The organism is Acinetobacter chengduensis, from assembly GCF_003664645.1.
In the GTDB taxonomy this organism is placed as follows: domain Bacteria; phylum Pseudomonadota; class Gammaproteobacteria; order Pseudomonadales; family Moraxellaceae; genus Acinetobacter; species Acinetobacter chengduensis.
The window spans coordinates 62,372-88,158 of sequence record NZ_RCHC01000011.1 but is presented as its reverse complement, the minus strand read 5'-3'; the positions used below and the strand labels follow the sequence as shown (position 1 = coordinate 88,158).

Annotated in this window: 20 protein-coding genes and 1 tRNA gene; 11 read left to right on the top strand and 10 right to left on the bottom strand. The window is 40.6% G+C overall.

Translation table 11 applies throughout. The annotated features are described in order from the left end of the window. Positions 1 to 105 precede the first annotated feature (105 nt). The 5 genes from cysM (at position 106) to D9K81_RS11135 (ending at position 6,393) form a co-directional block, all read left to right on the top strand. Positions 106 to 1,026: a cysteine synthase CysM gene (gene cysM, locus D9K81_RS11155; RefSeq protein WP_120375408.1), complete on the top strand. Its 921-nt coding sequence runs from the start codon at positions 106 to 108 to the stop codon at positions 1,024 to 1,026. Between the two features lie 21 nt (positions 1,027 to 1,047). Further along, positions 1,048 to 1,866 carry a 3'-5' exonuclease gene (locus D9K81_RS11150; RefSeq protein ID WP_106984615.1) on the top strand — a complete coding sequence of 273 codons (819 nt, stop codon included), beginning with the start codon at positions 1,048 to 1,050 and terminating at the stop codon, positions 1,864 to 1,866. A gap of 6 nt (positions 1,867 to 1,872) precedes the next feature. Continuing rightward, positions 1,873 to 3,288: a 23S rRNA (uracil(1939)-C(5))-methyltransferase RlmD gene (gene rlmD / locus D9K81_RS11145; protein ID WP_120375385.1), complete on the top strand. Its 1,416-nt coding sequence runs from the start codon at positions 1,873 to 1,875 to the stop codon at positions 3,286 to 3,288. Between the two features lie 16 nt (positions 3,289 to 3,304). After that, on the top strand, positions 3,305 to 5,611 hold the full coding sequence (locus D9K81_RS11140; protein WP_120364009.1) for a RelA/SpoT family protein: 2,307 nt from the start codon (positions 3,305 to 3,307) through the stop codon (positions 5,609 to 5,611). 113 nt (positions 5,612 to 5,724) lie between these two features. Then, positions 5,725 to 6,393, top strand: a complete 669-nt coding sequence (locus D9K81_RS11135) for a hypothetical protein (RefSeq protein WP_120375384.1) — start codon at positions 5,725 to 5,727, stop codon at positions 6,391 to 6,393. Between the two features lie 92 nt (positions 6,394 to 6,485). Here the strand turns inward: D9K81_RS11135 and D9K81_RS11130 are convergent, their stop codons facing one another. After that, complete coding sequence (locus D9K81_RS11130; protein WP_120375383.1) at positions 6,486 to 6,872, bottom strand: MerR family transcriptional regulator; 387 nt, start codon at positions 6,870 to 6,872, stop codon at positions 6,486 to 6,488. A 70-nt stretch (positions 6,873 to 6,942) separates the two neighbouring features. Here D9K81_RS11130 and D9K81_RS11125 point away from each other — a divergent pair, with 70 nt between their 5' ends. Continuing rightward, positions 6,943 to 7,434, top strand: coding sequence for a DUF2938 family protein (locus tag D9K81_RS11125; RefSeq protein ID WP_171406918.1), 492 nt, complete (start codon positions 6,943 to 6,945; stop codon positions 7,432 to 7,434). Positions 7,435 to 7,572: 138 nt separating this feature from the next. On the opposite strand, the gene secF is transcribed toward D9K81_RS11125, so the two are convergent. The 8 genes from secF to queA all read right to left on the bottom strand — a co-directional run bounded on the left by secF (position 7,573) and on the right by queA (position 15,767). Continuing rightward, positions 7,573 to 8,544, bottom strand: a complete 972-nt coding sequence (gene secF, locus D9K81_RS11120) for a protein translocase subunit SecF (RefSeq protein WP_120375381.1) — start codon at positions 8,542 to 8,544, stop codon at positions 7,573 to 7,575. A gap of 10 nt (positions 8,545 to 8,554) precedes the next feature. Further along, a complete protein-coding gene (secD, locus tag D9K81_RS11115) occupies positions 8,555 to 10,453 on the bottom strand; it encodes a protein translocase subunit SecD (protein WP_120375380.1) in 1,899 nt (632 codons plus the stop codon). Positions 10,454 to 10,506: 53 nt separating this feature from the next. Next, a complete protein-coding gene (gene yajC / locus D9K81_RS11110; RefSeq protein ID WP_120364013.1) occupies positions 10,507 to 10,836 on the bottom strand; it encodes a preprotein translocase subunit YajC in 330 nt (109 codons plus the stop codon). 104 nt (positions 10,837 to 10,940) lie between these two features. Next, positions 10,941 to 12,071, bottom strand: coding sequence for a tRNA guanosine(34) transglycosylase Tgt (gene tgt, locus D9K81_RS11105; RefSeq protein ID WP_120364014.1), 1,131 nt, complete (start codon positions 12,069 to 12,071; stop codon positions 10,941 to 10,943). A gap of 117 nt (positions 12,072 to 12,188) precedes the next feature. Then, positions 12,189 to 13,046, bottom strand: a complete 858-nt coding sequence (locus D9K81_RS11100; protein ID WP_120375379.1) for a DUF4303 domain-containing protein — start codon at positions 13,044 to 13,046, stop codon at positions 12,189 to 12,191. A gap of 50 nt (positions 13,047 to 13,096) precedes the next feature. Continuing rightward, a complete protein-coding gene (locus tag D9K81_RS11095; protein ID WP_120375378.1) occupies positions 13,097 to 13,663 on the bottom strand; it encodes a LemA family protein in 567 nt (188 codons plus the stop codon). 23 nt (positions 13,664 to 13,686) lie between these two features. Continuing rightward, a complete protein-coding gene (locus tag D9K81_RS11090) occupies positions 13,687 to 14,715 on the bottom strand; it encodes a hypothetical protein (RefSeq protein WP_120375377.1) in 1,029 nt (342 codons plus the stop codon). A gap of 11 nt (positions 14,716 to 14,726) precedes the next feature. Continuing rightward, entirely contained in the window at positions 14,727 to 15,767 is a 1,041-nt protein-coding gene (gene queA, locus D9K81_RS11085) for a tRNA preQ1(34) S-adenosylmethionine ribosyltransferase-isomerase QueA (protein ID WP_120375376.1), read from the bottom strand. Positions 15,768 to 15,940: 173 nt separating this feature from the next. Here queA and D9K81_RS11080 point away from each other — a divergent pair. Continuing rightward, positions 15,941 to 16,027: transfer RNA gene (locus D9K81_RS11080), tRNA-Leu, on the top strand. Between the two features lie 356 nt (positions 16,028 to 16,383). Here the strand turns inward: D9K81_RS11080 and D9K81_RS11075 are convergent. After that, positions 16,384 to 18,618 carry an NADP-dependent isocitrate dehydrogenase gene (locus D9K81_RS11075; RefSeq protein ID WP_120375375.1) on the bottom strand — a complete coding sequence of 745 codons (2,235 nt, stop codon included), beginning with the start codon at positions 18,616 to 18,618 and terminating at the stop codon, positions 16,384 to 16,386. Between the two features lie 1,012 nt (positions 18,619 to 19,630). On the opposite strand from D9K81_RS11075, the gene D9K81_RS11070 reads away from it, so the two are divergent. The 4 genes from D9K81_RS11070 (at position 19,631) to D9K81_RS11055 (ending at position 25,689) form a co-directional block, all read left to right on the top strand. Further along, positions 19,631 to 20,911, top strand: a complete 1,281-nt coding sequence (locus D9K81_RS11070; RefSeq protein WP_120375374.1) for a sensor histidine kinase — start codon at positions 19,631 to 19,633, stop codon at positions 20,909 to 20,911. Positions 20,912 to 20,995: 84 nt separating this feature from the next. Further along, positions 20,996 to 23,755, top strand: coding sequence for a bifunctional [glutamate--ammonia ligase]-adenylyl-L-tyrosine phosphorylase/[glutamate--ammonia-ligase] adenylyltransferase (glnE, locus tag D9K81_RS11065; RefSeq protein ID WP_120375373.1), 2,760 nt, complete (start codon positions 20,996 to 20,998; stop codon positions 23,753 to 23,755). Between the two features lie 18 nt (positions 23,756 to 23,773). Continuing rightward, the gene (locus D9K81_RS11060; RefSeq protein WP_120364018.1) at positions 23,774 to 24,700 is read left to right on the top strand and encodes a branched-chain amino acid transaminase; all 927 of its coding nucleotides are present in this window, start codon (positions 23,774 to 23,776) and stop codon (positions 24,698 to 24,700) included. An 83-nt stretch (positions 24,701 to 24,783) separates the two neighbouring features. Next, entirely contained in the window at positions 24,784 to 25,689 is a 906-nt protein-coding gene (locus D9K81_RS11055; RefSeq protein WP_120375372.1) for an ELM1/GtrOC1 family putative glycosyltransferase, read from the top strand. Positions 25,690 to 25,787 lie beyond the last annotated feature (98 nt).

Sequence of the window (25,787 nt, the reverse complement as noted above, 5' to 3'; positions counted from 1 at the left end):
TGAAACTGATTGCGCTTTAATCACTTTCACGAAAAAGCCCCGTAAATGGGTGCAGGCGCAGTCATTTTTTCATACAATAAGCGCACCTCGATAAAGGTACAAATAATGAGTAATATAACCCCTGATTTTCAAGCAGACGATTTTTTGTTAGACCACTATGTCGGAAAGACTCCGTTGGTGCGTTTACAGCGTCTGGCATGTCACACTCAAGCAACTGTATTGGCCAAGTTAGAAGGCAATAACCCAGCAGGTTCAGTCAAAGACCGTCCAGCATATAACATGATTATGCAAGCCGAAAAGCGCGGACAGATTAAGCCGGGTGATACGTTAATTGAAGCGACAAGCGGAAATACAGGTATTGCATTGGCAATGGTTGCTGCCATGCGTGGTTATAAGATGAAGCTGATTATGCCAGCGAACTCAAGCCAAGAACGTAAAGATGCCATGCGTGCCTACGGCGCAGAGCTAATTGAATCTGCCAGCATGGAAGAAGCACGTGATATGGCGGCTCAAATGCAAGCAGATGGGATTGGCCTTGTGCTGAACCAATTTGGTAATCCTGATAACTCAGAAGCGCATTATCTGACGACTGGCCCCGAAATCTGGGAGCAAACAGGCGGGAAAATTACGCACTTTGTGAGCGCGATGGGTACCACAGGAACCATTATGGGGATTTCAAAATACCTCAAAGAACAAAATCCTGATATTCAAATTGTTGGCTTACAGCCTTCCGAAGGTTCAAATATCGCAGGCATTCGTCGCTGGCCGAAAGAATACTTGCCGACTATTTTTGATGCGAGTCGTGTTGACCGTATTATGGATATTCCACAAATTGAAGCAGAAAAAACAGCACGTAAAATGGCTCGTGAAGAAGGTATTAGCGCGGGTACATCTTCAGGTGGTGCGGTATGGGCTTCAGTGAAATTAGCTGAAGAAAATCCAGATGCAGTTATTGTTTGCATTATCTGTGACCGTGGCGACCGCTACTTGTCTACAGGTTTATTCTCTGTAGTTGATGCAGAATAATTTCGGGGTTTAAGAGTCTTTATGCGTTTACCTATTTTAACTTTCGATATCGAAACTTTGACTGATTTAAAATCAGGCGCGCATTTATACGGACTCGATTTACCCGAAGCCGATTTAGACGCGGCTTTAGCAAAGTTAAGACGCCAAGAAAGTGGTACAGATTTTCAACGTTTAGCTTTGCATGAAATTGTCTGTATTTCAGGTTTTTGGTTAGATGAAAACGGTATGAAACTGTTTTCATTTAGCCGTGAAAACTACAGTGAGGCTGAAATTTTAAAGCGTTTTTTATCAATATTTGATAAACGCCAACCGACTCTGGTGAGTTGGAACGGCTCGCAATTTGATGTGCCTGTGATTTTATTCCGTGCGATGTACCACGGTTTATCTGCACCAAGTTTGTTTGATCAGGGCGAGATTGATTCACAAAAGCGTTATAATAACTACCAAAATCGCTATCACCACCGTCATGTCGATTTAATGGATGTGATGGCCATGTTTAATGGTCGTCATTTTCAGAAGCTTGATGACATTGCACATCTATTAGGTTTTCCTGGTAAGCGCGGTGATGGGGCATATCATGTGCCTGAATATGTCCGTACCGAGCAATGGCAACAACTCACTAGCTATTGCGAAGGCGATGTACTAAATACATGGCTGATTTACTTGCGCTGGCAATTGTTGAAAGGGCAAATTTTAGCGTCCGATCATCAACATTTAGTGCAATCCACCATTCAGTATTTAGCCACCCAGCCCCAGCAAGCTGAATTTTTAGCGGTTTGGCGAGAAAACTCGAAGCAAACCGATTTTACCCAATTTGATTTCCCATCTTCCACACATTAGGTCCACATGAAACACAAAGCCAAGTCCCCAAAAGCACCAGCGCAAAGTTATATTTTTCAAGTTGAGTCGCTGTCACATGAGGGGCGTGGCATTGCTCATTATGGTTCACATCCTGAGCATCCAATTGAAAAGCAGGGTAAAAAAGTCTTTATCCGTTATGCTTTACCCGGTGAAACTGTACGTGCAACTATTACCCATACTGCAAAGCGTTTAGAAGAAGCCGACAGCCTAGAACTGCTCAGTGGAGCGTCTGAAATACGTGTGCCGGCGCCGTGTCCGCATTTTGGGATTTGTGGCGGCTGTAATATGCAACATATACATCCAGATGAGCAAATTCGCTTAAAACAGGATGTATTAAAGTCGCATTTAAGCCATTTTGCAGGATTAAGCCCAAAAGAGTGGCTAGCGCCTTTACGCTCAGGTCGTGAGGATTATCGGCGTAAAGCGCGAATTGGCGTACGTTACTTGCCACACAAAGATAAATTGGTTGTGGGTTTTCGTGAAAATGCCAGTAATAAATTGACCTCTATTGACCGATGCATGGTGTTAGATCAGCAATTTGGTTCGATTACACGGTTAAAACAATTACTCCAAAGTCTAAAAGGCAAAGCGGACATTGGTCATGTAGAATTGGCCATGGGAGATGCAGACGTTGCTTTACTGATTCGACATACCGATAAATTATGCGATGACGATGTCAACGAATTGCGAAAATTTACGTTACAGAAGCAGTGGCAACTTTATTTACAAGCAACAGGGCCAGAAAGTTTAGTCCGTGAGGATGGTCAAAGTAATGAAATGCGTTTGCATTATAGATTAGAAGAATTCGATACCAATTTTGCCTTTAGTCCATTGGATTTTACTCAAGTGAATTCAAGTGTTAACCCAAAAATGGTGAAGCTGGCATGTGATTTGCTTCAGTTGAAGGCAGGTGAGCGTGTTTTGGATTTATTCTGTGGCTTGGGTAATTTCTCTTTACCGCTAGCGCGCTGTGTTGGTGCACAGGGTAAAGTGGTGGCTGTTGAGGGAAGTGAAGATATGGTCGCTCGTGGTACAGAAAATGCAAAAAATAATGCAATTTCTTGGCTGAGCTTCTATTCACAAGATTTAACAAAAGATTTTTCGCATCAATCTTGGGCAAATCAAGGATTTGATGCATTATTGATTGACCCTCCACGTTCAGGTGCGGAAGAGGTAATGCATTATCTGCCCAAATTTGGTGCAAAAAGAATTGTTTATGTCTCGTGTAATCCTGCAACACTTGCACGTGATGCAGGTGTGTTAGCACAGCATGGTTATCAACTGAGCCGAGCAGGTGTCATGGATATGTTTACTCATACTGGGCATGTAGAGTCTATCGCGTTATTTGAACAGATTGATCTAAGCACTCAGATTGACGATTTAAGTAGTAATGAAAAGTAAAAAAGAGGAGTAGGGTATGGTCACAGTACGTGAACAGCTCCCGGGGCGTCTCAATGAGTTGTCTCAGGAAACGACTGTAGAACATGCCGATCAAGCACTACATGATCTAGACGAATGGCTAGATCGTGTGCGTGGCATACTAGATGGTGAATCTTTAACGCAGCTTGAAGAAGTTGCACACTTGACGCTACAGAAAGAGCTTGAGTCGACGGTTCATCATCGTTCCAATACCTTTTATACAGGTATTGAAATGGCTGATATCTTAGCGCATTTACATGTAGACGAAGATACCTTGTCGGCAGCAATGCTTTACCGTGGCGTACGTGAAGGTGTGATATCACTGGATGAAGTACGTGAACAATTTGGTGAGCAAGTTTTTGCATTGGTCAAAGGCACTTTGGCCATGGGTAAGCTTTCAGAGCTGATTGAACAAAATAAACGTCTGGAAGACCATTTTAATAATAATCAACGTGAGCACTTAACTGGCATTTATAAAATGCTGATTTCTGTGACAGAAGATGTTCGAGTTGTTTTAATTAAGTTGGCAGAACGAACTTATGCCTTACGTGAATTGGCGAATTCTTCAAAAGAGCGTCAGGAACGTGTTGCGCGTGAAATTTTAACTATTTACTCGCCTTTGGCGCATCGCTTAGGCATTGCTCAATTGAAATGGGAGCTAGAAGATTTAGCTTTCCGTTATCTGGCTCCAGAGCGCTATAAAGAAATTGCCTCGCTACTCAATGAAAAGCGTTTAGAGCGCGAGCAATATATTCAATTCGTCACCGATAAATTACGCCAAGAATTACTCGATCATGATATTGAGGCCGAAATTAATGGCCGAGTGAAACACATTTATTCGATTTATCGAAAAATGAAAAGTAAGAATTTGAGCTTTGATCAGTTGTACGACATTCGTGCGGTACGTGTATTGGTCAAGAGCGTTCCCGAGTGTTATCACACCTTGGGTATCGTTCATCAAATTTGGCGTCATATCCCGCATCAATTTGATGACTATATTACCAACCCAAAAGCCAATGGTTACCGTTCATTGCATACCGCTGTGATTGCTGAAAATAAATCACTCGAAGTGCAAATTCGTACGCAGACCATGCATCAAGAAGCCGAATTGGGTGTATGTTCGCACTTTAACTATAAAGAAGGTTCGAAAAATACCGACCATTCATTCAACCATCGTTTACATTCATTACGTTCAGTTTTGGAACATTATCAAGAACGTAATGATGCCAGCGCACATAAAGACGAAGAAGGCGAAGAAAGTTTTGAACAAATTCAAGACTTTGAAGGTTTCGAGAAAATTTATGTGTTTAGCCGTGATGGCGACATTAAAGAATTACCGCGTGGCGCAACCGTATTAGACTTTGCTTATCATGTACATACGCAGGTCGGAAACAAGTGTTATGCTGCACGGGTCAATCAGCGTTATGTTCCTTTAACCTACACCTTAAAAACAGGTGAGCAGGTTGAGATATTAACCAAGAAAGACCGTGAGCCGAACCGTGATTGGATTGTCAATTCGCTGGGTTACATTAAAACCGCCCGCGCTCGTGATAAGTTACGTCATTGGTTCCGTCAGCAAGATCGAAGCAAGAATTTAGAAGTTGGACGTGAGATTCTGAATAAAGAATTAGCACGTTTGGCAATTCACCCGAAAAGTATTGATTTAAATGACTATTGCAGTCACTTCAATGTTAAAACGGGCGAAGATATTCTCATTGGCTTAGTCAGTGGCGATATTAGCCTGCATGCGCTCATTAATCAGGTCAACCGTCACATGCATTTGGATCAGGATGAACCTGAACTGGTGCTGAAGCCGACATTAAACCCACGTGCCAGCCATACGCTATCTGCACATGGTATTTTAATTGATGGTTTAGACAATGTAGAATTACATGTAGCACAATGCTGTCAGCCTGTTCATGGTGAATCGATAGGGGGTTATATCACACTCAATCGTGGCGTGAGTATCCATAAAGTTGCCTGCCCAGACTATATGCGCATGATTCAGCAAGAGCCTGAGCGTGCAGTAGAAGCCGATTGGGAAATGCAACCAACACGTGGTCAAAGCGTGCAAATTGTGGTGGAAGCATACGACCGCCGTGGTTTGCTGAAAGACTTAACGCAGGTGATTTTCTCAGATCAAATTAACATTCGTCAGGTGAATACCATTTCAGAGTCTGATGGTATTGCGAATATGAAATTGTTAATTGAAGTCAAAGGTTTGGCACAGCTTTCGCGTCTGCTTGCACGACTAGAGCAACAGCCTGGCATTATTAGTGCTCGACGTCTAGTTCAAGGGAATTAAGCTTCGGACTTGATATAACAGCCGTATAAATTGATGAAAAAACCCGCATGCCAATGCGGGTTTTTTCATGTAAGGTATTTATTAAGCATGAATAAAAATACATATTGCGAATTATGAATAACTCAGATCGGCGCAGAGATAATTTAAATCAATGGTTTGAACATTTAATGCAAACTCAGTTTCAAACAGGGAAGGCTATTTGTGAGCATTATGGTTTGAGTGTGGCTGAAGTTTCTCAACTGTTAAATAGCCACAGGCCAATTTCACAAAAAACAGCACGCTTGCTTGAGCAACAATTGCAATTGCCTGATGGCGTATTAGATTCAGAAAATATACTGCAACTATGTGCTCATCCACCCGCATTAGAACAGCTTGAGAATATAGATCATCGTCATCATGATATTCAAATGTATGAAATGGCAAGGGTAGAAAAACAGGCTTTTCATTTAATCCTGAGTCCAGAGGGATACAATATCGATCTAGATTCACAGACATATCACCCAAACGATGTATATGGTGTTCGTATTGTGGAGGCTAACTACGCTCCGATGTTGAATGTAGGTTGGACGGTGTTGTGTAATCGACGAAGCTTAGACATAAAAACGCAGGACTGGGTGTGTGTAAAGCTGGTCAATAATATCTGTTTATTTTTACAGTTTTTGCAAAGCACGCAGACAGATCACTATTTTCAAAGTTTAGACCAGCAAAAAACTGTCAATTTTGCTTGTGCAGATGTGTTGCATATTGATCCTATAGTACTGGTTTACATGCGTTCTAGTTAGGCTTGATGTTGACTGGCTCAATTTTTATTTCTTTAGAAGCGCTATAAATTCACCATAATTTGAATTTTTCATCATATTTATTTGAGGGTGCTTTAATCGTTTAAATTGAGCATTTTGATAAAATCAGGACAGGATAGGTGTTCTTTATAAGGACAGGATTTCAGATGCTGAAGGATGATCAGTAGTTGTTTTAAATTATTAATTTTCTTTTCAATTTGATCCGTCTTTTCATCGATCAGTTTTCTATTGATATTAATTTTACTGTTATAAATAAAAACTTCCCCGATTTCATTTAATGATAAGCCACTTTTTTTTAATAGCTTGATCAATGAGATGATTTCGACTGTATGTGCAGGATATTGTCTTCTTAAGCCTTTTCTTCCTATAGATTTAATTAAACCTTTTGACTCATAAAATCGGATCGTGGCAGTTGAAACATGCATTTTTAAAGATAAAACACCGATATCGATTTCTTGCATAACAGTTCTTGACTTAAAGTTAACTTTAAGTTGGAAACTATACAATAATTAAGCACACTAGATGGCATATATGGATAAGTTAATTATTGTTCAAAGCATTTTTATTGGCATAATTTCAACCGCCTTTATGGATGTTATTGCATGGATACTCAGAGCATTATTTAAAATCAGTCCAATGAATTATGCATTTATTGGCCGATGGTTTTTATCTTGGAAAGATAGAAAATTTAGTCATAACACCATTGTTCAGAGTCCATCTAAGAAAGGGGAAACGATATGCGGTTGGGGAATTCACTATTTGACGGGAGTGATTTGGACGCTGATCTATTTAGTATTAAATAAATTTTATGTATTCAATTATTCTTTTATCAGTGTCTTTATTTTTGCTGTTTTGACGACATTCGTATCTTTTACCATGATACAACCTGCGCTTGGATTTGGTTTTTTTGCTAAAAAAATGCCGAATCAAATGATGAGTATTCAAAATAGTTTAGTGGCACATATTGCTTTCGGGTGTGGGTTATATCTCTCTTTGAACTTATTCATTCATCAGTTGACATAATGCTAAGCTAGGGAAGCTTGTTCAATTCTTTATGAAATTAAGTGCTATTAAAACAAGAATGCCTCAGCTATGTATTTGCCTTCATCAAGACATTAAAAAACCCATCAGATGATGGGTTTTTTAATCCGTTAACTTCAATTAGTGAGGAATTTCTTCTTCATCAAATTCAGGTTTAACTTGTACGATAAAGTCTTGACGGTTCAGGCCACGCCACAAAGCGAAGGCTGTACCAATGTAGATTGATGAATATGTACCTACAAAAACACCAACAAACATCGCAACAGAGAACCATTTAAGGCCATCACCACCCAAGAACATCATGGCTAAAACTACGAGTAATAATGTCATTGAAGTGTGGACTGTACGACGTAAAGTTTCAGTCAAAGCAATGTTGATAATCTCAACAGGCTCAGCACCACGAATCTTACGGAAGTTTTCGCGGATACGGTCTGATACAACGATGTTATCGTTGAGAGAGAAACCAATAATCGCCAAAATTGCTGCCAATACCGTTAAGTCAAATGGCCATTGCATTAGGGCAAATATACCCAGTGTCACGATAATATCGTGAAACAACGAGAGTACAGCACCCATTGCAAGCTTGAATTCGAAACGGATGGTCACGTAGACCAGCATTAATAACAATGCAAGGGCAACAGCACCACCCGAACGAAGGTAAAGCTCGTTACCGACTTGGCCACCTACAACATCTACTTTATGAACTTCGGCTTTGTTCCCAGGTAACTGAGCTGCTGCAGTAATTTCTTGCGTTAAATTTGCCGCTTCAGCATGTTCTTGTACAGGCATACGGACCATAAGGTCACGGTTTGAGCCTAATGTCTGTACCACAGAGTCTTTGAAGCCTGCTTCAGCAAGTGCAGCAGTCACATCAGTGGCTTGAACAGGCTTGCTGTAGTTCAGTTCAGCAGATACACCACCTGTAAAGTCTAAGCCGAGGTTGAGACCTTTAGTCGTAATAAAGAAAATACTGGCAACGGTCAGCAGAATCGAAATGATTGCAGCCGGAACTGAAATCTTCATGAACGGAATTACACGTTCATTGTCTGGTCGACCGTATTTTTTAGGATCCAATTGATTATTTTCAGTCATGATTGATCTCCTAAATGCTCAGCTTGCTTAAGTTACGTTTTTTGCCATAAATGAGCTGTACGATTGCGCGTGTTACTGTAATTGCAGTAAACATTGAGCAAACAATACCAATCATAAGTGTTACGGCAAAGCCTTTGATTGGGCCTGTACCAATGGCAAAAAGAATAAATGCAACCAAGAATGTAGTGAGGTTGGAGTCGAAAATGGTGTTATAAGCCCGATCATAGCCAGCTATAATAGCTTGCTTAGGCGATGCACCCCATTTCATTTCCTCTCGTATTCGCTCACAGATCAACACGTTGGCGTCGACGGCCATACCAATGGTAATGACAATACCTGCAATACCTGGCAGGGTGAGGGAAGCGCCAATCCATGACATCACTGTCAAGATCATTGCCAAGTTTACCACCAAGGCAAAGTTAGCAATTAAACCAAATAGACGGAAGAATACCACCATCCAAATGGCAACCAGCAAGAAGCCGATTTGTGTAGACAGTACGCCTTTATCAATGTTTTCTTGACCAAGACTAGGCCCGATGACACGTTCTTCGACAAAGTACATTGGCGCAGCCAAAGCACCTGCACGGAGCATTAATGCCAATTCAGCCGCTTCTTGTGGTGACGCTAAACCAGTAATACGGAATTGTGAGCCTAATACAGCTTGAATGGTTGCTGCATTAATGACAACAGATTCAGTATACGGTGTGCGAACTTCTGTTTGAGCACCTGTAGCTGGGTCTGTTACATAGCTAATTTTCTGTTTGTTCTCAATGAACAATACCGCCATACGTTTACCAACAGCAGCACGTGTAGCCTCAGACATGAGCTTACCGCCCGCAGTGTCCAAGGTAATGTTTACTTCAGCACCGCCAGTGTCTTGGCTAAAGCCTGAAGAAGCATTTTGTACGCGTTCACCAGTAAGAATACGGTTGCGGTTAAGCAGTAATTGACGACCACTATCTAAAGACTCATAAGCGAATGCTTCTGTGCCTGGAGGAACTGAGCCTTTTGCCTGACCTGTATACGGATCAATGTATTGATCATTTTGATCAGATACTAAACGGAATTCGAGGTTTGCAGTACGACCTAAAACACGTTTAGCTTCTGCAGTATCTTGTACACCAGGTAACTCAACCACAATACGGTTGCTACCTTGTGTTTGTACCAATGCTTCTGCCACACCTAACTCGTTAATACGATTACGAAGTGTGGTTAAGTTTTGGTTTACTGCATAAGATTGAATTTCTTGCTTACGAACGTCGGTATAGGTTAAACGCAAAGTTGAGCCATTATCAGTGGCAATCGCTTGTTGCGTATATTCGTTACCGTTACGACGTAGAAAATCCATCACAGCTGAACGGTCATCGTTATTTGCAAATTGCAAAGTAATCGAGTTGTTGTTGAGTGTGAGGCTATTGAATTTTAATTTGCTGTCACGCAATTGACGGCGCAAATCTGCAGCTGATGTTTCCATACGCTGAGAAATGGCTTTATCCATATCAACTTCAAGCAGGAAGTGAACACCACCACGTAAGTCCAGACCCAATTTCATTGGCTTAGCACCAATTTTTTGGAGCCATTCTGGTGTTGTTGGTGCCAAGTTAAGTGCGACAACATAGTCATCACCTAAACCACGGCGTAGAGCTTCTTTTGCTTTTAATTGTGCTTCACTTGAATCTACACGTAAAAGTGCAGCATTGTTGGTGAAACTATTGTCATGCGATGCAATATTGTCACTTTTTAATATTTGCTCTGCTTTTTGCACGATGCTCTGATCAATTTGAGTACCGGCTTTGGCACCCGAAATTTGAACAGCAGGTTCATCTGGATACAAACTTGGCAGGGCATATAATGTACTGATCACGAGAACAACGATGATCAGCAGATATTTCCATGCTGGGTAACGCATCTGTTTTCTTCTTAAAATGAAAAAAGTCGTGCAAATGCACGACTGTTTTTTGATTAAAGGTTGTTTAAAGTGCCTTCAGGTAGAACTGAAATCACGCTTGCACGTTGGATTTTCACTTCGACACCGCGGCTCAATTCAACCACTGCAAAATCACCTTCAATTTTAACGATTTTGCCCATAAGGCCACCAGCAAAAACAACTTCACTACCTACACCTAAGCTTTCAACCAGTGAGCGGTGCTCTTTCGCACGTTTAGACTGAGGACGCCAGATCAAGAAGTAAAAAATAGCAACAAACACAGCGATCATGAGCAAGTTTGCCATCATGCTTGGTTGTTGTGCTGCTTCACCAGCTGCGTGAGCTGTAGAAATAAAAAGGCTCATTTGTATTTCCTAAAACGAATAAAATTGTATATCAATTACATGACAATAAATTGGCTTGTTCTGCAATTTACCTTGTCTTTTTCATTAGCGCAAATGCTGAAGGATTAATCTTCAGGACAAGGCGGAACTTCTAGACCACGGCGGGCATAAAAGTCTTGCACAAATTCATCAAATGTACCGTTGTCGAGTGCGTCGCGCATCATTTCAGTTAAACGCAGGTAATAGCGTAAGTTATGAATCGTACCGAGCATTGAACCCAACATTTCGCCACATTTCTCTAAATGGAATAAATACGAGCGAGTGAAGTTGGTACAAGTGTAGCAATCGCAATGTGGATCAAGTGGGCCTTGGTCATGGCGATATTGGCTGTTACGAATACGCACCAAACCATCCGTCACAAAGTAATGACCATTACGTGCATTTCGAGTTGGCATTACGCAGTCGAACATGTCTACACCACGGCGTACAGCTTCCACAATATCTTCAGGCTTACCAACACCCATCAAGTAACGTGGTTTATCTGCGGGCATTTTTTCAGGAAGATAATCCAATACTTTGATCATTTCTTCTTTAGGCTCACCTACTGAAAGACCACCAATAGCATAGCCGTCAAAGTCAACTTCGAGTAAACCTTTTAAAGATTCATCACGTAGGTCTTCGTACATACCACCTTGGATAATACCAAACAGGGCATTACGGTTTTTGAGAACTTCATGATGTTGTGTTTTACATCGTTTTGCCCAACGAAGTGAAAGTTGCAAAGATTTTTGCGCTTCTTCATGTGTTGCAGGATATGGCGTGCATTCATCAAAAATCATCACAATGTCAGAGTTCAACGTATGTTGAATGTCCATCGAGATTTCTGGTGATAAAAATACTTTTGAACCGTCAATTGGAGAACGGAAGGTTACACCATCTTCTTTAATCTTACGCATTGCGCCAAGGCTAAATACTTGGAAACCACCTGAGTCAGTTAAAATAGGTTTATCCCATTTCATAAACTGATGTAAGCCACCGTGTTGCTTAATAACTTCTAAGCCAGGGCGTAGGTATAAGTGGAAAGTATTCCCCAAAATGACCTGTGACTTAATTTCTTTAATATCACGCGGTAATACGCCTTTTACTGTACCGTAAGTACCAACAGGCATGAACATTGGCGTTTCAACGACGCCATGTTCTAAGGTTAAGCGACCACGACGGGCACGGCCCGACTGCGCTAATTTTTCAAACTTCATAGGTGTTCCAAATCAAGGCGAAAAAACAGTTCGCTGATTGTTAATACTAAAACGCGCTATTTTCCTTGATTCTGCACCTAAACACCAGCTTTGCATCGTGTAGTCGATGTAATTTTCTTAGAGTGAATCTGCTGGATGTTGAGCAAAGTTTGATAGATGATAGAACTGGCTTAGTCGTGCCAAAATTTCTTTTTTGGGCATTTCACAGCTACCACGTTCGCCAGATGGCATCGCTGCAATGGTTTGCACCAGCTTTTGTATATAAATATTGGTATCAACAAAATGCGGTTCGAGCGTGAGCATGTAAGCAGCTTGCGCCACTTGTAAATAGTCATAAGGTTCAACTTCAACCAATTGCGCAATATCAATCAGCATATCTTTATCAGCTTGGGTGAGTTTAAAACGCTTACTATTAGGTTGGTCGGCTTTCTTTTTTGGTTCTTTGATTTTAAGAAAATTCAGCAATAAGCGGTTTTCTGGATTGAGATAGCGTGCCGATTGCAATTCAATTTCGGGTTGCGTCGGAATGCTAATAAAAAATAAAATTTGATCGATGTCTAAGCCATAAGAATCGACTAAGGCTTCTTTGGCCTGTTTAAACGCATTGAGTAGAATATCGAGGTTATTACTCGCATCAGGTTGTGGATTATCCAAAAGGGGATTACCAAAACTATGTTGCGAGTTGAAATAATCCGCCAAAATAAACTTAAAGCGGGTCAGGCCAGAGTCTACAGCTGGGCTAGAGCGATAACGCCACTTCGGCACATTCCATTGATCATTCGGCGATAAATACTGCTTACTATCTTCTTGTTCAGAAAAGATACTTCGTTTAGTGGATACGGCTAAATAGTCGATTGATAAATATTTGTTAAACACCAAAGTACAGGCGTAAATTTCATCTTCATAATAATAATCATAGAGTTGATAAAACTCTTGAATGAGTGCCGTTTTTAAAATATCAATATGTTCTATCATGAGCTGTATGTTCTTTTTTTAAGGGGTATTCCAAGGAATACCGTTTTATTTTAGAAATTAGGTTTGTAGTCGAAGCTTTGAGTTGCTTGAGCATCGCGAAAAGGACGAATTGCTTTCTTACTCAATGTCATGGTATTGACAATGTTGTTTGGAAAAATCTGAATGTGATTATTAAACAATTCGACATTGCGGTTAAAAATACTAATCGCAGCCCCTACATTTTCGTTTTGTTCTTCAATTTCATTCATCATTTTAAGATAAATTTCATTGGCTTTTAATTCTGGGTAGTTCTCGACCACAACATTTAAGCTGTGCATTAACTCTTTGTTTAAAGACTCAATACGCTGTAACTGTGAAACATCCGTATTTTTAAAATTCAGATTCAGAATATTTTGTCTTAGTTCCGTGACTTTTTCTAAAGTGCCTTTCTCAAAGCTTGAGTATTGCTCAACTAAGGTTTGTAAACCATCTAAAATTTTAATTTTTTGGCGTTCATAGGTTGCTACATCTGCCCAAGCACGCACCGTTGCATTGTGATGACGCACAATGTTATTGCGAATTGCAATACAGGCAATCACCACAGCCACGATTAAAAGCAGAAAAATGAGTAAACCCATCGACTTAAGCCCCCATAAGTCCTTTACTTTAAAAAAAGTAATAAATCACGTTGTAAGTTTTCTAATTCTCTTAATTTAAATGTTCTTAGGTGTCCACGCAATGCTGAAATGTCCTGAATCACATTTGTTTTACTACTAATTTTAAATAAATCATGCGGACCAAGGTAACACAGCACCTTACTTTCAGGATGAAAAAGCAAATCGCCTTCGCGGTTTCTAAAAAAATCAGCCAAGCGCAGTACAAATGCTGGGGTCATTAATTTAGCCATTTCCATTTCATCACTGCCATAAAATTTAAGCCGTTGATTGATTTGGATATCACTACTGTGCCAAGGGTAACTATATGGATAGTAGAATTTTTTATTGGATGTACTTATTGCAAGCCCTTGTGTGCTGGTGTCAAAAACAAATACACCCCACAGATCTTTGTGAATTTCTCTGAGTTGACGTTCATCGCCATTTTTGTCACGCACTCGAATTTCATTGACATAATGGTACTGAAATACCAAAACTTGATGCTGTTGACCATCTTCATCTTCCCAAACGGCACTGGCATAATTGCTAATATCGTTAGAAATAGAACCTTGTTTAAAAACTGGAAACAGATTTTTTAAATGCACCATGAAATGAGTCGGATTCATGGGAATGGAGATATGTTGAGGCTGGCGTCCAAATTGCAGTTGATATTTTTTGGTGATGCTTTGTTGTTCTAAGAATCTAATCACTTCTTCAATCGGGTCATCTTGCTCATAGCTTAAATAGGCCCATCCAATAATAACCAAGCCTACAAGAAAACTCAGTTGCGCCCAAATATTTGAAGGCGTAAACCAGATAGGCCATAAGAATAATATCCCTATACAACCTTGAAACCAAGCCAATACATTTTCAAACTTAAGCTGAATCGGGGCGTTCCATGGATGCAAGCCATCGAGGAGAGCTTGATGGCTATGTGCGCTACGCCCCAATTCCCAAAGCCGAGCAATATTCCGAAAAACCACGTCGTTTTTTTTGCGACGAATATGAAAAGAATGTTTAACGGATTCGATCGGCATAGGTAAGTCTTTTATTTAACGTTTAAGTTATCAATCAGCATGGCATCGCCATAGCTAAAGAAACGATATTTGCTTGCTACTGCATGGTTGTAAGCATTTAAAATATTGTCGCGGTTAGACAATGCAGAGACCAACATGAGTAGGGTAGATTCTGGCAAATGGAAGTTAGTAATGAGTCGGTCAACGACTTTGAACTCGTAGCCCGGATAGATAAAGATTTGCGTATCACCCGTCCAGCCTTTGAGCTCGCCACCATTGGCTTGAGCTGCACTTTCTGTTGCGCGAGTTGCGGTTGTACCTACAGCAATCACTTTGTTACCGCGCGCTTTAGTTTCACGTATTAATGCCATTGATTCATCAGATACTTCACACCATTCGCTGTGCATAATATGATTTTCAATATCTGTTGTACGTACTGGTAAGAATGTACCTGCACCGACGTGCAAGGTCACAAATGTGGTTTGCACACCTTTGGCTTTGAGTTTGGCTAATAGCGCTTCATCAAAGTGTAAGCTTGCTGTTGGCGCCGCTACAGAAGCAAGTTTAGTTGGGTCATTAAATACGGTTTGGTAACGTTCGGTATCAATGGCTTCAGCTTCACGGTTAAAGTAAGGCGGAATAGGTAAAGCACCGTATAAATCTAATACCTGTAAAATAGGCTGTGAAAATTCAACCACGAATAGATTTTCATGGCGGCCTTTTACGGTCACTTTGACTTCATCAGAGCCAATAAAAAGCTCAGCACCTTCTTTAGGTGTGTTGCTGGCTTTAATATGACAGTGAGCGGTTTGCGGATCTAAAATACGCTCGACCAATACTTCAACTGCACCACCTGTTGCACGTTTACCTTTTAAACGTGCTTTCATTACTTTAGTGTCATTTAAAACCAACAAGTCGCCTTCATTGAGTAGGTCTAGAATGTCGGTAAAGCAATGGTCATGATATTCACCTGTTGTATCGAGGTGTAAAAGGCGTGAAGCTGTACGGTTTTCGAGTGGGTAGCGAGCGATAAGCTCATCTGGGAGATCAAAGCTGAAATCTGAAAGTTGCATGGTGTGTGCTTAAAACAGTAGGGGATTGAATGCCGTCTATTATATGCTTTTTTGATTTTTAGCGCTGATTTTGCTTAATTTTAAGACGAAAAATTCTGACTTGATTTAAAAATAATCAAATAGGGCTTTGCAGTGTTGACAGTGTTTGAAAACAAGGTATTATAGCCTTCATTCCCGAGGTGGTGAAATTGGTAGACGCGGTGGATTCAAAATCCACTATCAGAGATGATGTGTCGGTTCGAGTCCGACCCCCGGGACCAAGATTCAAAAAACCCTAAGACTTAAAGTCTTGGGGTTTTTTATTGTCTGTGATAGAAATTAAAAAAGTATAGCTGCGATCTTTTAATTAAAAATCCTAAAAGGCCGGTTATTCATCCGAAGGATCATGCTCTTAAAATTTTTTGCTACGTTGCTGGTATGCCATAGCGATTAGGATGCTGGCTTGGCTACATGGCCTACAGTTCTGAGAGTTATAGATAATTTATTTTTCTTGTACTTGGTGTGCTAGTAGTTTGGAAATATCTGGGATGAGATTTCAGTCTACAGCCCAATAAAAAAACCAGCGCTTTCGCGCTGGTTTTTTTACGTCACTAACTTGAGTTAGTTCAGCATCAACTTATTGAGCAGCAGCAAGTGCAGCGTTTAAAGTTGAACTTGGACGCATTACGTCATTTACTTTTGCTGTATCAATTGCGTAGTAACCGCCGATATCAACAGATTTGCCTTGAACTTCTGCAAGCTCAGCAACAATCTTGTCTTCATTTTCAGCAAGTGCTTGTGCAAGTGGAGCAAATTTTGCTTTAAGTGCAGCATCTTCGTCCTGAGCAGCAAGTGCTTCAGCCCAGAATTTAGCAAGGTAGAAATGGCTACCACGGTTGTCAAGCTCACCAGTACGACGTGATGGAGACTTGTCGTTGTCTAGAAGTTTGCCAGTTGCTTGGTCTAAAGTCTTCGCAAGAAGTTTTGCTTGAGCGTTGTCTTCTTTAATGCCCATTTCTTCTAAAGAAACAGCCAATGCCAAGAACTCACCTAAAGAATCCCAACGTAAGTGGTTTTCTTCAACAAGCTGTTGTACGTGTTTAGGTGCAGAACCACCCGCACCAGTTTCGTACATACCGCCACCCGCCATTAACGGAACGATAGATAACATCTTCGCAGATGTACCCAATTCCATAATAGGGAACAAGTCAGTGAGGTAGTCACGTAAGATGTTACCAGTTACAGAAATTGTATCTAGGCCACGAGCAACACGTTCAAGTGTGTAACGCATAGCACGTACTTGAGACATGATTTGGATGTCTAGACCGTCTGTGTCGTGATCTTTCAAGTATTTTTCAACTTTTTTGATCACTTCGTTTTCGTGTGGACGGTACGGGTCTAACCAGAAGATCGCTGGCATACCAGAGTTACGAGCACGTGTTACAGCAAGTTTAACCCAATCTTGAATCGGAGCGTCTTTCACCTGACACATACGCCAGATATCGCCTTCTTCAACGTTTTGAGACATCAACACTTCGCCAGTTTCGATATCAACAATGTTTGCAACGCCAGCTTGAGCGATTTCAAACGTTTTATCGTGTGAACCGTATTCTTCAGCTTTTTGCGCCATCAAACCAACGTTAGGTACAGTACCCATAGTACGTGGATCGAAGTTACCATTCCATTTACAGAAATTGATCATTTCTTGGTAAATACGTGCGAATGTAGATTCAGGCATTACAGCTTTACAGTCGTAAGGTTTGCCATCAGCGCCCCACATTTTACCGCCACCACGGATCATTGCAGGCATAGAAGCATCTACAATTACGTCGTTAGGTGAATGGAAGTTTGTGATGCCTTTAGCAGAATCAACCATTGCAAGTGCAGGACGGTGTTCTTGACAAGCATGTAAGTCTTCGATGATTTCTTCACGTAAAGAAGTCGGAAGAGTTTCGATTTTTTCGTAAAGACCAGCCATACCATTGTTGATGTTAATACCTAACTCATCAAACAATTTGCCGTGCTTTTCGAAAGCTTCTTTGTAGTAAATCTTAACACAGTGACCAAATACGATTGGGTGTGACACTTTCATCATTGTCGCTTTCACGTGCAATGAGAACAAGATGCCAGCTTCGCGACAATCTTCGAGTTCTTTTTCATAGAAATCGCAAAGCGCTTTCTTACTCATGAACATAGAGTCGATGATTTCGCCGTCTTGAAGTGCAACTTTTTGCTTCAAAACGATCGTTTCGCCAGTCTTAGTGATTAGCTCCATTTTTACATTGCGTGCACGGTCAAGTGTCATAGATTTTTCACCGTGGTAGAAGTCGCCTTCATCCATGTGAGACACGTGAGTTTGAGACCATTGCTTCCACTCGCTCATAGAGTGCGGGTGTTTTTTCGCATAGTTTTTAACAGCAGTAGGTGCACGACGGTCAGAGTTACCTTCACGTAGTACAGGGTTAACAGCAGAACCTAAACATTTGCTGTAACGCGCTTTAATTTCTTTCTCTTCTTCAGTCGTTGGGTTTTCCGGGTAGTTCGGAATAGCGTAGCCTTTAGATTGAAGCTCTTTGATACAAGCTGTCAATTGGCCTACAGACGCACTGATGTTCGGTAACTTGATGATGTTTGTGTCTGGATCTTGAGTAAGACGGCCAAGCTCTGCTAGGTTGTTTGGAACCTTTTGCTCTTCGCTTAAGAAGTCAGAAAATTCTGCGAGCACACGTGATGCTACAGAGATATCGCGTTTAACGATTTCAACGCCGGCAGGCTTAGTAAAGGTCTCAATGATCGGTAGCAGTGAGTATGTCGCCAATAATGGCGCCTCGTCGGTCAGTGTGTAAATGATAGTTGACTTTCCACCAGCCATATATAGCCCCTTGCTTGAGATAGTGTTTTGAGGGCCGAGCTTATGACTTAGCCCCTTCGAACCGATTTGCTTAAATAAAACTATGAAAGTATCGGTGCTCATCGCATTTCAGTCAACGCTAGATACCGTGATGACGTCATTTCGCTGAAAAATAATACAGAAAAGTGTCTACTTTTCGCACAACTATTTTGTGAGAAATTGAAATTGAATTAAACAATCCAATAAAAGGCAAGATTTGAGGCGGGTTTGGGACAATAACGCTTAAATTTAGGTATACCATTATTTATATAGAATGGCTATTGACCCGAGTGACGAAAGCAAGAAAAACTTCGGTCAACAAGCTTATGTTTAAAAGTGTTGCTCAATTCAAAAAATATAAGGCTTTAAATATAAAGTGGTCATCTATGTAAAGAGCTTAAAAATACAAAAGATGTGATACCTCAATTTTACTTGCGCAATATTAACAGTCGGTTTTAATCTCTGTGCATAAACTGCATAGAGCTTTATTGATGAAGATCTCGGCTTAATTCGTCGCTTACTGTTTGAAGCTAAATAGAATTTCAATGAAATTAGACAGTGGGCAGGTTGAAAATCTTCAAGAATTGTCAGTAATTGAGTGCCTAATTTTATGATCAGTGGGTAAGTTGCGCTAATTATGCGAAATGTAAAGTATTTGCTGAAGTATGAAACTGTGATGTAAATAACAAAACATAAAAACTAAATGTAATCCATCTGTAAAAAATGTAAGTGAGCATGCTTAAAAGATTAATTCATTTGGGCATGTTTCGGCTTTTTGTTATGATGAATTATTAGAAAAACATTGAAAATTTTTTCTAGAAAATTCAGATATGTATTTGAATTATGATCGTTGAGTAGTTTGAAGTTTTCACCAAAGCAAACTCCTTTGGTCGCAATGTTGCTTTTTGTTGTTGCTATGTGTGCTTAATCTTGCTAATTAAGTAGAGTGTAATGCTCGGTTTTGCAAATTTAGTCAATTCAAGAGAGGATGTCTATGGCGATAAATTTATTAGAAATAGGCGCACAGACGGAACAGCTGGGTGCATGTCGGCTTTCTTTGTTGATGGGTGTCTATACTGACGATAATAAAATTGCGGATTTCCTCAAGTTTGCTCGTAGCATTTTAGGCATGGAAAGTGCCATTTTGGCATTTAAAAATGAGCCTTATATTTGGTACGGTTCTGACGAGGGGGTAAAAGCCTTCTTAGCAGATGCCAATGAACAATTAGAGCGATTTTTTGAAGGTGATAACACTATTATTAATCACCAACATAAAGACTATTCGGCTTTTTCTGGCTATGTACATGGCTTAGGCGTTGAGCATCAGCGACTGGTGGCATTTCATTTAAGAGATGAGCAACAAAGTATTGGTACGGTACTATTGTTTGATGATCGAGCTGATGAATACACAGCTAAGCAATTAGAAATCGTGTCTGAATTTGTGCAAAGCTTACTGAGTGTCTTAAAGCTCAGAGTTGAAAATGCTGAATTAAAAGAAATGTACGAACAACAATCAGCATTAAATTTTAGCAAAACCAAATTTTTTCAAATTATTGCACATGACTTACGTGCACCTTTTCATGGATTACTGGGCTTTTCTGAAGTCTTGGCACAAGAGCGTGACAGCTTAGATGAATCAAGTATTCAAAATATTGCGGATTATTTGTGTGATACAGCTCAATCGACCTATAACTTACTAGAAAGTTTGCTGAATTGGGCCATGGCCGAAGGTGGTCGCTTTGAATATCACCCAATTAATTTTGATTTGAATCAGTCCGCTAAAATTGTATGTAGTGTGCTCAATAGCTTGGCAGTTAAAAAGAATATTCAACTTTTAAATGAAATTCCGACAGGGCTAAAGGTGAATGCCGACATTAATATGATTACGTCGGTTGTTCAGAACTTGGTGTCAAATGCATTGAAATTCACTAATACGGATGGTGAAGGCAAAGTGATTCTGCGTGCAGAAGAGCGCGATGAGTTTATTCGCTTTAGCGTTCAAGATACAGGCTTGGGCATGAATCAAAACCAAGTCGCGAATATATTTGAGCAACAAATTAAAGTCAGTATTAAAGGTACTGCTGGAGAGCAAGGCACGGGCTTAGGATTGGTCTTATGTAAACGGTTTGTGGATTTAAACCACGGTTCGATTAGCGTACATTCTAAAGAAGGTGAGGGAACGCTATTCGTGGTGGATTTGCCTAAAGCCACCAGTTCACATCAAGTACTAAAGGTAGAGACCTTACCTAAAGTGAAGGCTGAAGCGAAACTATAACTTGATGTGATGAACGCTAAATTTTTCCCCATTTGCCTTGTGCAACTGATATAACTAGAAAAAAACAGGCTTATGGGTTAACAAATGAATGTGGAACAATTGCAGAAGACCTTGCGTGCTAGCCAATATGCAGAGCAAGTGTTGGGAATCCATCGCAATTTAATAGAACAAGATTATGCAATTGACCAATTTTTATTACCTTTAAGCACCGAAAAAATACAAGAATTTGTTGAAGTCGCGCTATGCGAAATTCAAGATGAGCAGGTTTGGATGCGTGAAATGCGTATTTTACGTGCGCGTTTAATGTTTCGGTGGATTTGGCAAGATGCTAACCAGCTCACGAATGTAATTACCCTTACCCGAGAGCTTTCAGACTTTGCCGATATTGCCATCTGTATGGCGAAAAAATTTGCTTATGCACCTTTGGTGGCTAAACATGGTGAGCCAATAGGATATAACGGCAAAGTTCAAGATTTGATCGTGATTGCGATGGGAAAACTGGGTGCACAAGAACTAAATTTGTCCAGTGATATTGACCTAATTTTTGCCTTTGATGAGCAAGGTGAAACCAATGGCCGTAAATGTATTGATGTACAGCAATTTTGTATTTTGTGGGGACAAAAACTGATTTATCTGCTGGATCAAATTACCGCAGATGGTTTCGTTTTTCGAGTAGACATGCGTTTGCGTCCATGGGGTGATGGTTCCGCGTTAGCCATTAGTCATGTGGCATTAGAAAAATATTTAAGCCAGCATGGACGGGAGTGGGAGCGCTATGCATGGATCAAAGCACGCATCGTGACAGGCGGTCAAGAAGGTAATGAATTACTCGACATGACTCGACCTTTCGTGTTCCGTAAATACGTTGACTACACTGCATTTGAAGCCATGCGTGAAATGAAGGGCATGATTGAGCGGGAAGTACTCCGCCGTAATATTGAAGACGATATAAAGCTCGGCGCAGGTGGTATCCGTGAAGTTGAATTTATTGTACAAGTCTTTCAGCTTATTTACGGTGGTTCAAAATTAGAACTCCAAGACCGACAATGTTTGGTGAGTTTGCATCATTTGGGTGAAGTGGGCTTACTCGATATGACAGCGGTGCAAGAATTAGAAGATGCTTACTTATTTTTACGTAGAATCGAACATGCGATTCAGGCCTTGAATGATCAGCAAACGCAGTCCTTACCGCATGAAGATGAGCCACGTCAGCGTATTTTAGATACCTTAGGTTATGCAACTTGGGGTGGATTTTTGCAGGTACTAAACAGCAAACGAGCACGGGTAATTTATCAATTTGAGCATTTGATTAAAGAAAAAGAACCCGATCCATTAGTTGAAAGTTTTAGTCAATTGGAAAAGCAACTCAATGATGTGCTGGATGATAATGCTAAAAATTTAGTGCATGAGTTTTGGCATGGCCATGCCTTAAAAAAATTACCTGCTAAAGCGGTACAGCGTTTAAAAATGTTTTGGCCACATTTGGTTGAGGCGGTTATTCAGTCAGACAGTCCACAAGTGGCTTTGCAGCGTTTAATGCCTTTGGTTGAATCAGTCATGCGCCGTACGGTGTATTTGGTGATGTTAATTGAGAGCAAAGGTGCATTACAACGACTGGTGAAAATGGCCACCGTCAGTCCATGGATTTGTGAGGAATTAACGCATTATCCTGTGTTGTTGGATGAGTTTTTATCTATGGATTTTGAGCTTCCTAAACGTAAAGATTTGGAAGACTCCCTACGTCAGCAACTCCTACGTATAGAGCTGGATGATGTTGAAGACTTAATGCGCGTACTGCGCTTATTTAAAAAATCCAATGTATTAACTGTGGCGGCCAGTGATGTATTGGCAGAAAGTCCATTAATGAAAGTATCTGATGCTTTAACCGATATTGCTGAAGTGTCAGTCGAAGCAACATTAAATTTGGCTTACCAAATTGTAGCTAAAAAACATGGTTATCCTGTGGATGCTGATGGTCAACGCTGTGGTTTAGATCATATTGCTTTTGCAGTTGCAGGTTATGGCAAGCTGGGTGGGATTGAACTGGGTTATGGCTCAGACCTCGACTTGGTATTTATTCATTATATGGACGAACAAGCAGATACCGATGGTTTGAAACCGATTAGTGGTTTTGAATTTGCAATGCGTGTGGCACAGAAGTTTATGTCTTTAATGACCACACAAACTTTAGATGGCCGAGTCTATGAAATTGATACCCGTTTAAGACCTTCAGGTGAAGCAGGTTTGTTGGTTACGAGCTTAAAAGCTTTTGAGCAATATCAATTTAAGAGCGCATGGGTGTGGGAGCATCAAGCACTGGTGCGTGCCCGTTCAATTGCTGGTGAACATTCATTGCGTCAGAAATTTGAGCAATTACGCCGTCAAATTTTAACCTTACCGCGTGATGAGCAAAATGTACGTGCTGAGGTTTTAAAAATGCGTCAAAAAATGAAAGACCATTTAGGTTCTTCTAAAGAACAGCAAAAAGATGGGATTTTTCATTTAAAACAAGACGCAGGAGGTATCGTTGATATCGAATTTATGGCACAGTATGTGGTATTAGCATGGAGTGGGACGAATTCTGATCTCGCCCACTACTCCGACAATGTACGAATCCTTGAAGACGCCGCAAAAGCAAGTCGCTTATCCAGCGACGATGCGACAGCATTGATTCAAGCTTATCTTCGCGAACGCGCCGAGAGCCACCGTTTAGCCCTTGCAAATCAATCAATGCAAGTAAATGCGACGGATTGGCACGATACCCGAGAGGTCGTTTGTAAGTTATGGCAAAGATTAATCGATCCGAGTGCAATGTTTGCCTTGGATAAAAATGACTGTGTATAAAAATTTGGAGTTTAGGTCATGAATTTGGCTGATCGTGATGGTTTTATTTGGCAAGATGGACAATTAGTTGATTGGCGTGAGGCAAAAACTCACGTATTAACACATACATTACATTACAGTATGGGTGTGTTTGAGGGTGTCCGTGCTTACGAAACTCCGAATGGAACGGCGATTTTCCGTTTAAAAGAACATACTAAGCGTTTGCTAAATTCTGCGAAAATTTATCAACTGAAAGTTCCGTTTGATCAAGCAGCATTAGAACAAGCGCAAATTGATGTGGTTCGTGAAAATAAATTAGCATCTTGTTACTTACGTCCAATTATCTTTATTGGTTCAGAAAAATTAGGTATTGCAGCATCTGACAACACAATTCATGCCGTGGTTGCAGCATGGAGCTGGGGTGCTTACCTAGGTGAAGAAGCGATGGCGAAAGGCATTCGCGTTAAAACTTCATCTTTTACACACCACCATCCAAACGTGACGATGTGTAAAGCAAAAGCATCAGGTAACTACACCTTGTCTATTCTTGCACACCAAGAAGTCGCGCATTCTGGCTACGACGAAGCAATGTTGCTAGATCCGCAAGGCTATGTATGTCAGGGTTCTGGTGAAAACGTATTCTTGGTACGTGATGGCGTGATTCATACACCTGATATCGCTGGTGGTGCATTAGACGGTATTACGCGTCAAACTATTATTACCATTGCTAAAGACTTGGGTTATGACGTTGTTGAACGCCGTATCACACGTGATGAGTTCTACATTGCAGATGAAGCATTCTTTACAGGTACTGCAGCTGAAGTAACACCAATCCGTGAATATGATGATCGTCAAATTGGTGAAGGTGTTCGTGGTCCAATCACAACTCAAATCCAAAAAGCATACTTCGATGCAGTTCAGGGCAAAGACCCTAAATATGCACACTGGTTAACTTACGTAAAATAAGCTGATCGGTTAAGATGAAAGGCGAAACAGATGTTTCGCCTTTTTTTATTGGTTGTAATGAATAGATCATTTGGAAATTGAATATGCACATTGTCTATGTCAGTGATGGTAAGGCAGGGCATCGTTCGCAAGCCCTCGGCCTGTTTAAAGCGATGCAGCGCCAATCTACTGAAACAGTGACTTTTCAAGAAGTTTCGATTGATGATCTGTCACTTTTTACTTTAATTAAAGCCATACTTCAGTCCAAGACGAACGTATTTACTCAAGTACCTGATTACATTATTGGGGTCGGTAGTCATACGCAGTCTCGTGTGTTGCTGTTGGGCATCGCATATCCTGAGTCAAAAACAGTGATTTTAATGAAGCCGAATTTTCCATTTGGCTGGTTTGATCATGTGGTTATTCCTGAGCATGATGGTATTGCTGAGCTGGGCAATGTGATTTTGACACAAGGCGCATTAAATCCAATTATTGATGAGCAACGTCATCAGCCCAACAGGGTGTTAATTGCTTTAGGAGGTTCATCTAAACGTCATCAGTGGAATACGTCTAAAGTACTCCATTCGATTCAGAAGATTACAGAGCAAAATCTGGATGCAGACATTATTTTGACTACATCGCGTAGAACGCCCAGTGAATTTTTAGTGCAACTGAAACAACAAGCTTTTGCCGAGCAGTTGCAGATTTTTCCTGTAGAAGAAACGCCACAGGGATGGATTTTTGAAGAAATGCAAAAAGCTGAGGCGGTTTGGGTGACAGAAGATAGTGTGTCTATGATTTATGAGGCACTGACCGCTGGCTGTAAAGTGGGTGTAATTCCAGTGGATCGTTTAAAAGCGGATCGGATTGTGAAATCTGTAGATGGCTTGTTGGATAAAAAAATTGTTTCTACGCAGTTTAATGTGAATGAATTGCATGTGGCGCCAGCATTTGAAGAAGCGAACAAAGTTGCGCAGAAGCTTTTAGCCCAATACCTTAGTGTGAAATAGTTCATATACAGAATTTCAATGGCTTAGCGCAGAAAAGCAAACAGTCAGTTACTGCTGTTAAAACCGCTTTATGCTATGCTTTTGAATTGAATATTAGA

Coding starts and splice junctions, on each gene's coding strand:
- cysM (WP_120375408.1), top strand. CDS start 106: ATGAGTAATATAACCCCTGATTTTCAAGCAGACGATTTTTTGTTAGAC.
- D9K81_RS11150 (WP_106984615.1), top strand. CDS start 1,048: ATGCGTTTACCTATTTTAACTTTCGATATCGAAACTTTGACTGATTTA.
- rlmD (WP_120375385.1), top strand. CDS start 1,873: ATGAAACACAAAGCCAAGTCCCCAAAAGCACCAGCGCAAAGTTATATT.
- D9K81_RS11140 (WP_120364009.1), top strand. CDS start 3,305: ATGGTCACAGTACGTGAACAGCTCCCGGGGCGTCTCAATGAGTTGTCT.
- D9K81_RS11135 (WP_120375384.1), top strand. CDS start 5,725: ATGAATAACTCAGATCGGCGCAGAGATAATTTAAATCAATGGTTTGAA.
- D9K81_RS11130 (WP_120375383.1), bottom strand. CDS start 6,872: ATGCAAGAAATCGATATCGGTGTTTTATCTTTAAAAATGCATGTTTCA.
- D9K81_RS11125 (WP_171406918.1), top strand. CDS start 6,943: ATGGATAAGTTAATTATTGTTCAAAGCATTTTTATTGGCATAATTTCA.
- secF (WP_120375381.1), bottom strand. CDS start 8,544: ATGACTGAAAATAATCAATTGGATCCTAAAAAATACGGTCGACCAGAC.
- secD (WP_120375380.1), bottom strand. CDS start 10,453: ATGCGTTACCCAGCATGGAAATATCTGCTGATCATCGTTGTTCTCGTG.
- yajC (WP_120364013.1), bottom strand. CDS start 10,836: ATGAGCCTTTTTATTTCTACAGCTCACGCAGCTGGTGAAGCAGCACAA.
- tgt (WP_120364014.1), bottom strand. CDS start 12,071: ATGAAGTTTGAAAAATTAGCGCAGTCGGGCCGTGCCCGTCGTGGTCGC.
- D9K81_RS11100 (WP_120375379.1), bottom strand. CDS start 13,046: ATGATAGAACATATTGATATTTTAAAAACGGCACTCATTCAAGAGTTT.
- D9K81_RS11095 (WP_120375378.1), bottom strand. CDS start 13,663: ATGGGTTTACTCATTTTTCTGCTTTTAATCGTGGCTGTGGTGATTGCC.
- D9K81_RS11090 (WP_120375377.1), bottom strand. CDS start 14,715: ATGCCGATCGAATCCGTTAAACATTCTTTTCATATTCGTCGCAAAAAA.
- queA (WP_120375376.1), bottom strand. CDS start 15,767: ATGCAACTTTCAGATTTCAGCTTTGATCTCCCAGATGAGCTTATCGCT.
- D9K81_RS11075 (WP_120375375.1), bottom strand. CDS start 18,618: ATGGCTGGTGGAAAGTCAACTATCATTTACACACTGACCGACGAGGCG.
- D9K81_RS11070 (WP_120375374.1), top strand. CDS start 19,631: ATGGCGATAAATTTATTAGAAATAGGCGCACAGACGGAACAGCTGGGT.
- glnE (WP_120375373.1), top strand. CDS start 20,996: ATGAATGTGGAACAATTGCAGAAGACCTTGCGTGCTAGCCAATATGCA.
- D9K81_RS11060 (WP_120364018.1), top strand. CDS start 23,774: ATGAATTTGGCTGATCGTGATGGTTTTATTTGGCAAGATGGACAATTA.
- D9K81_RS11055 (WP_120375372.1), top strand. CDS start 24,784: ATGCACATTGTCTATGTCAGTGATGGTAAGGCAGGGCATCGTTCGCAA.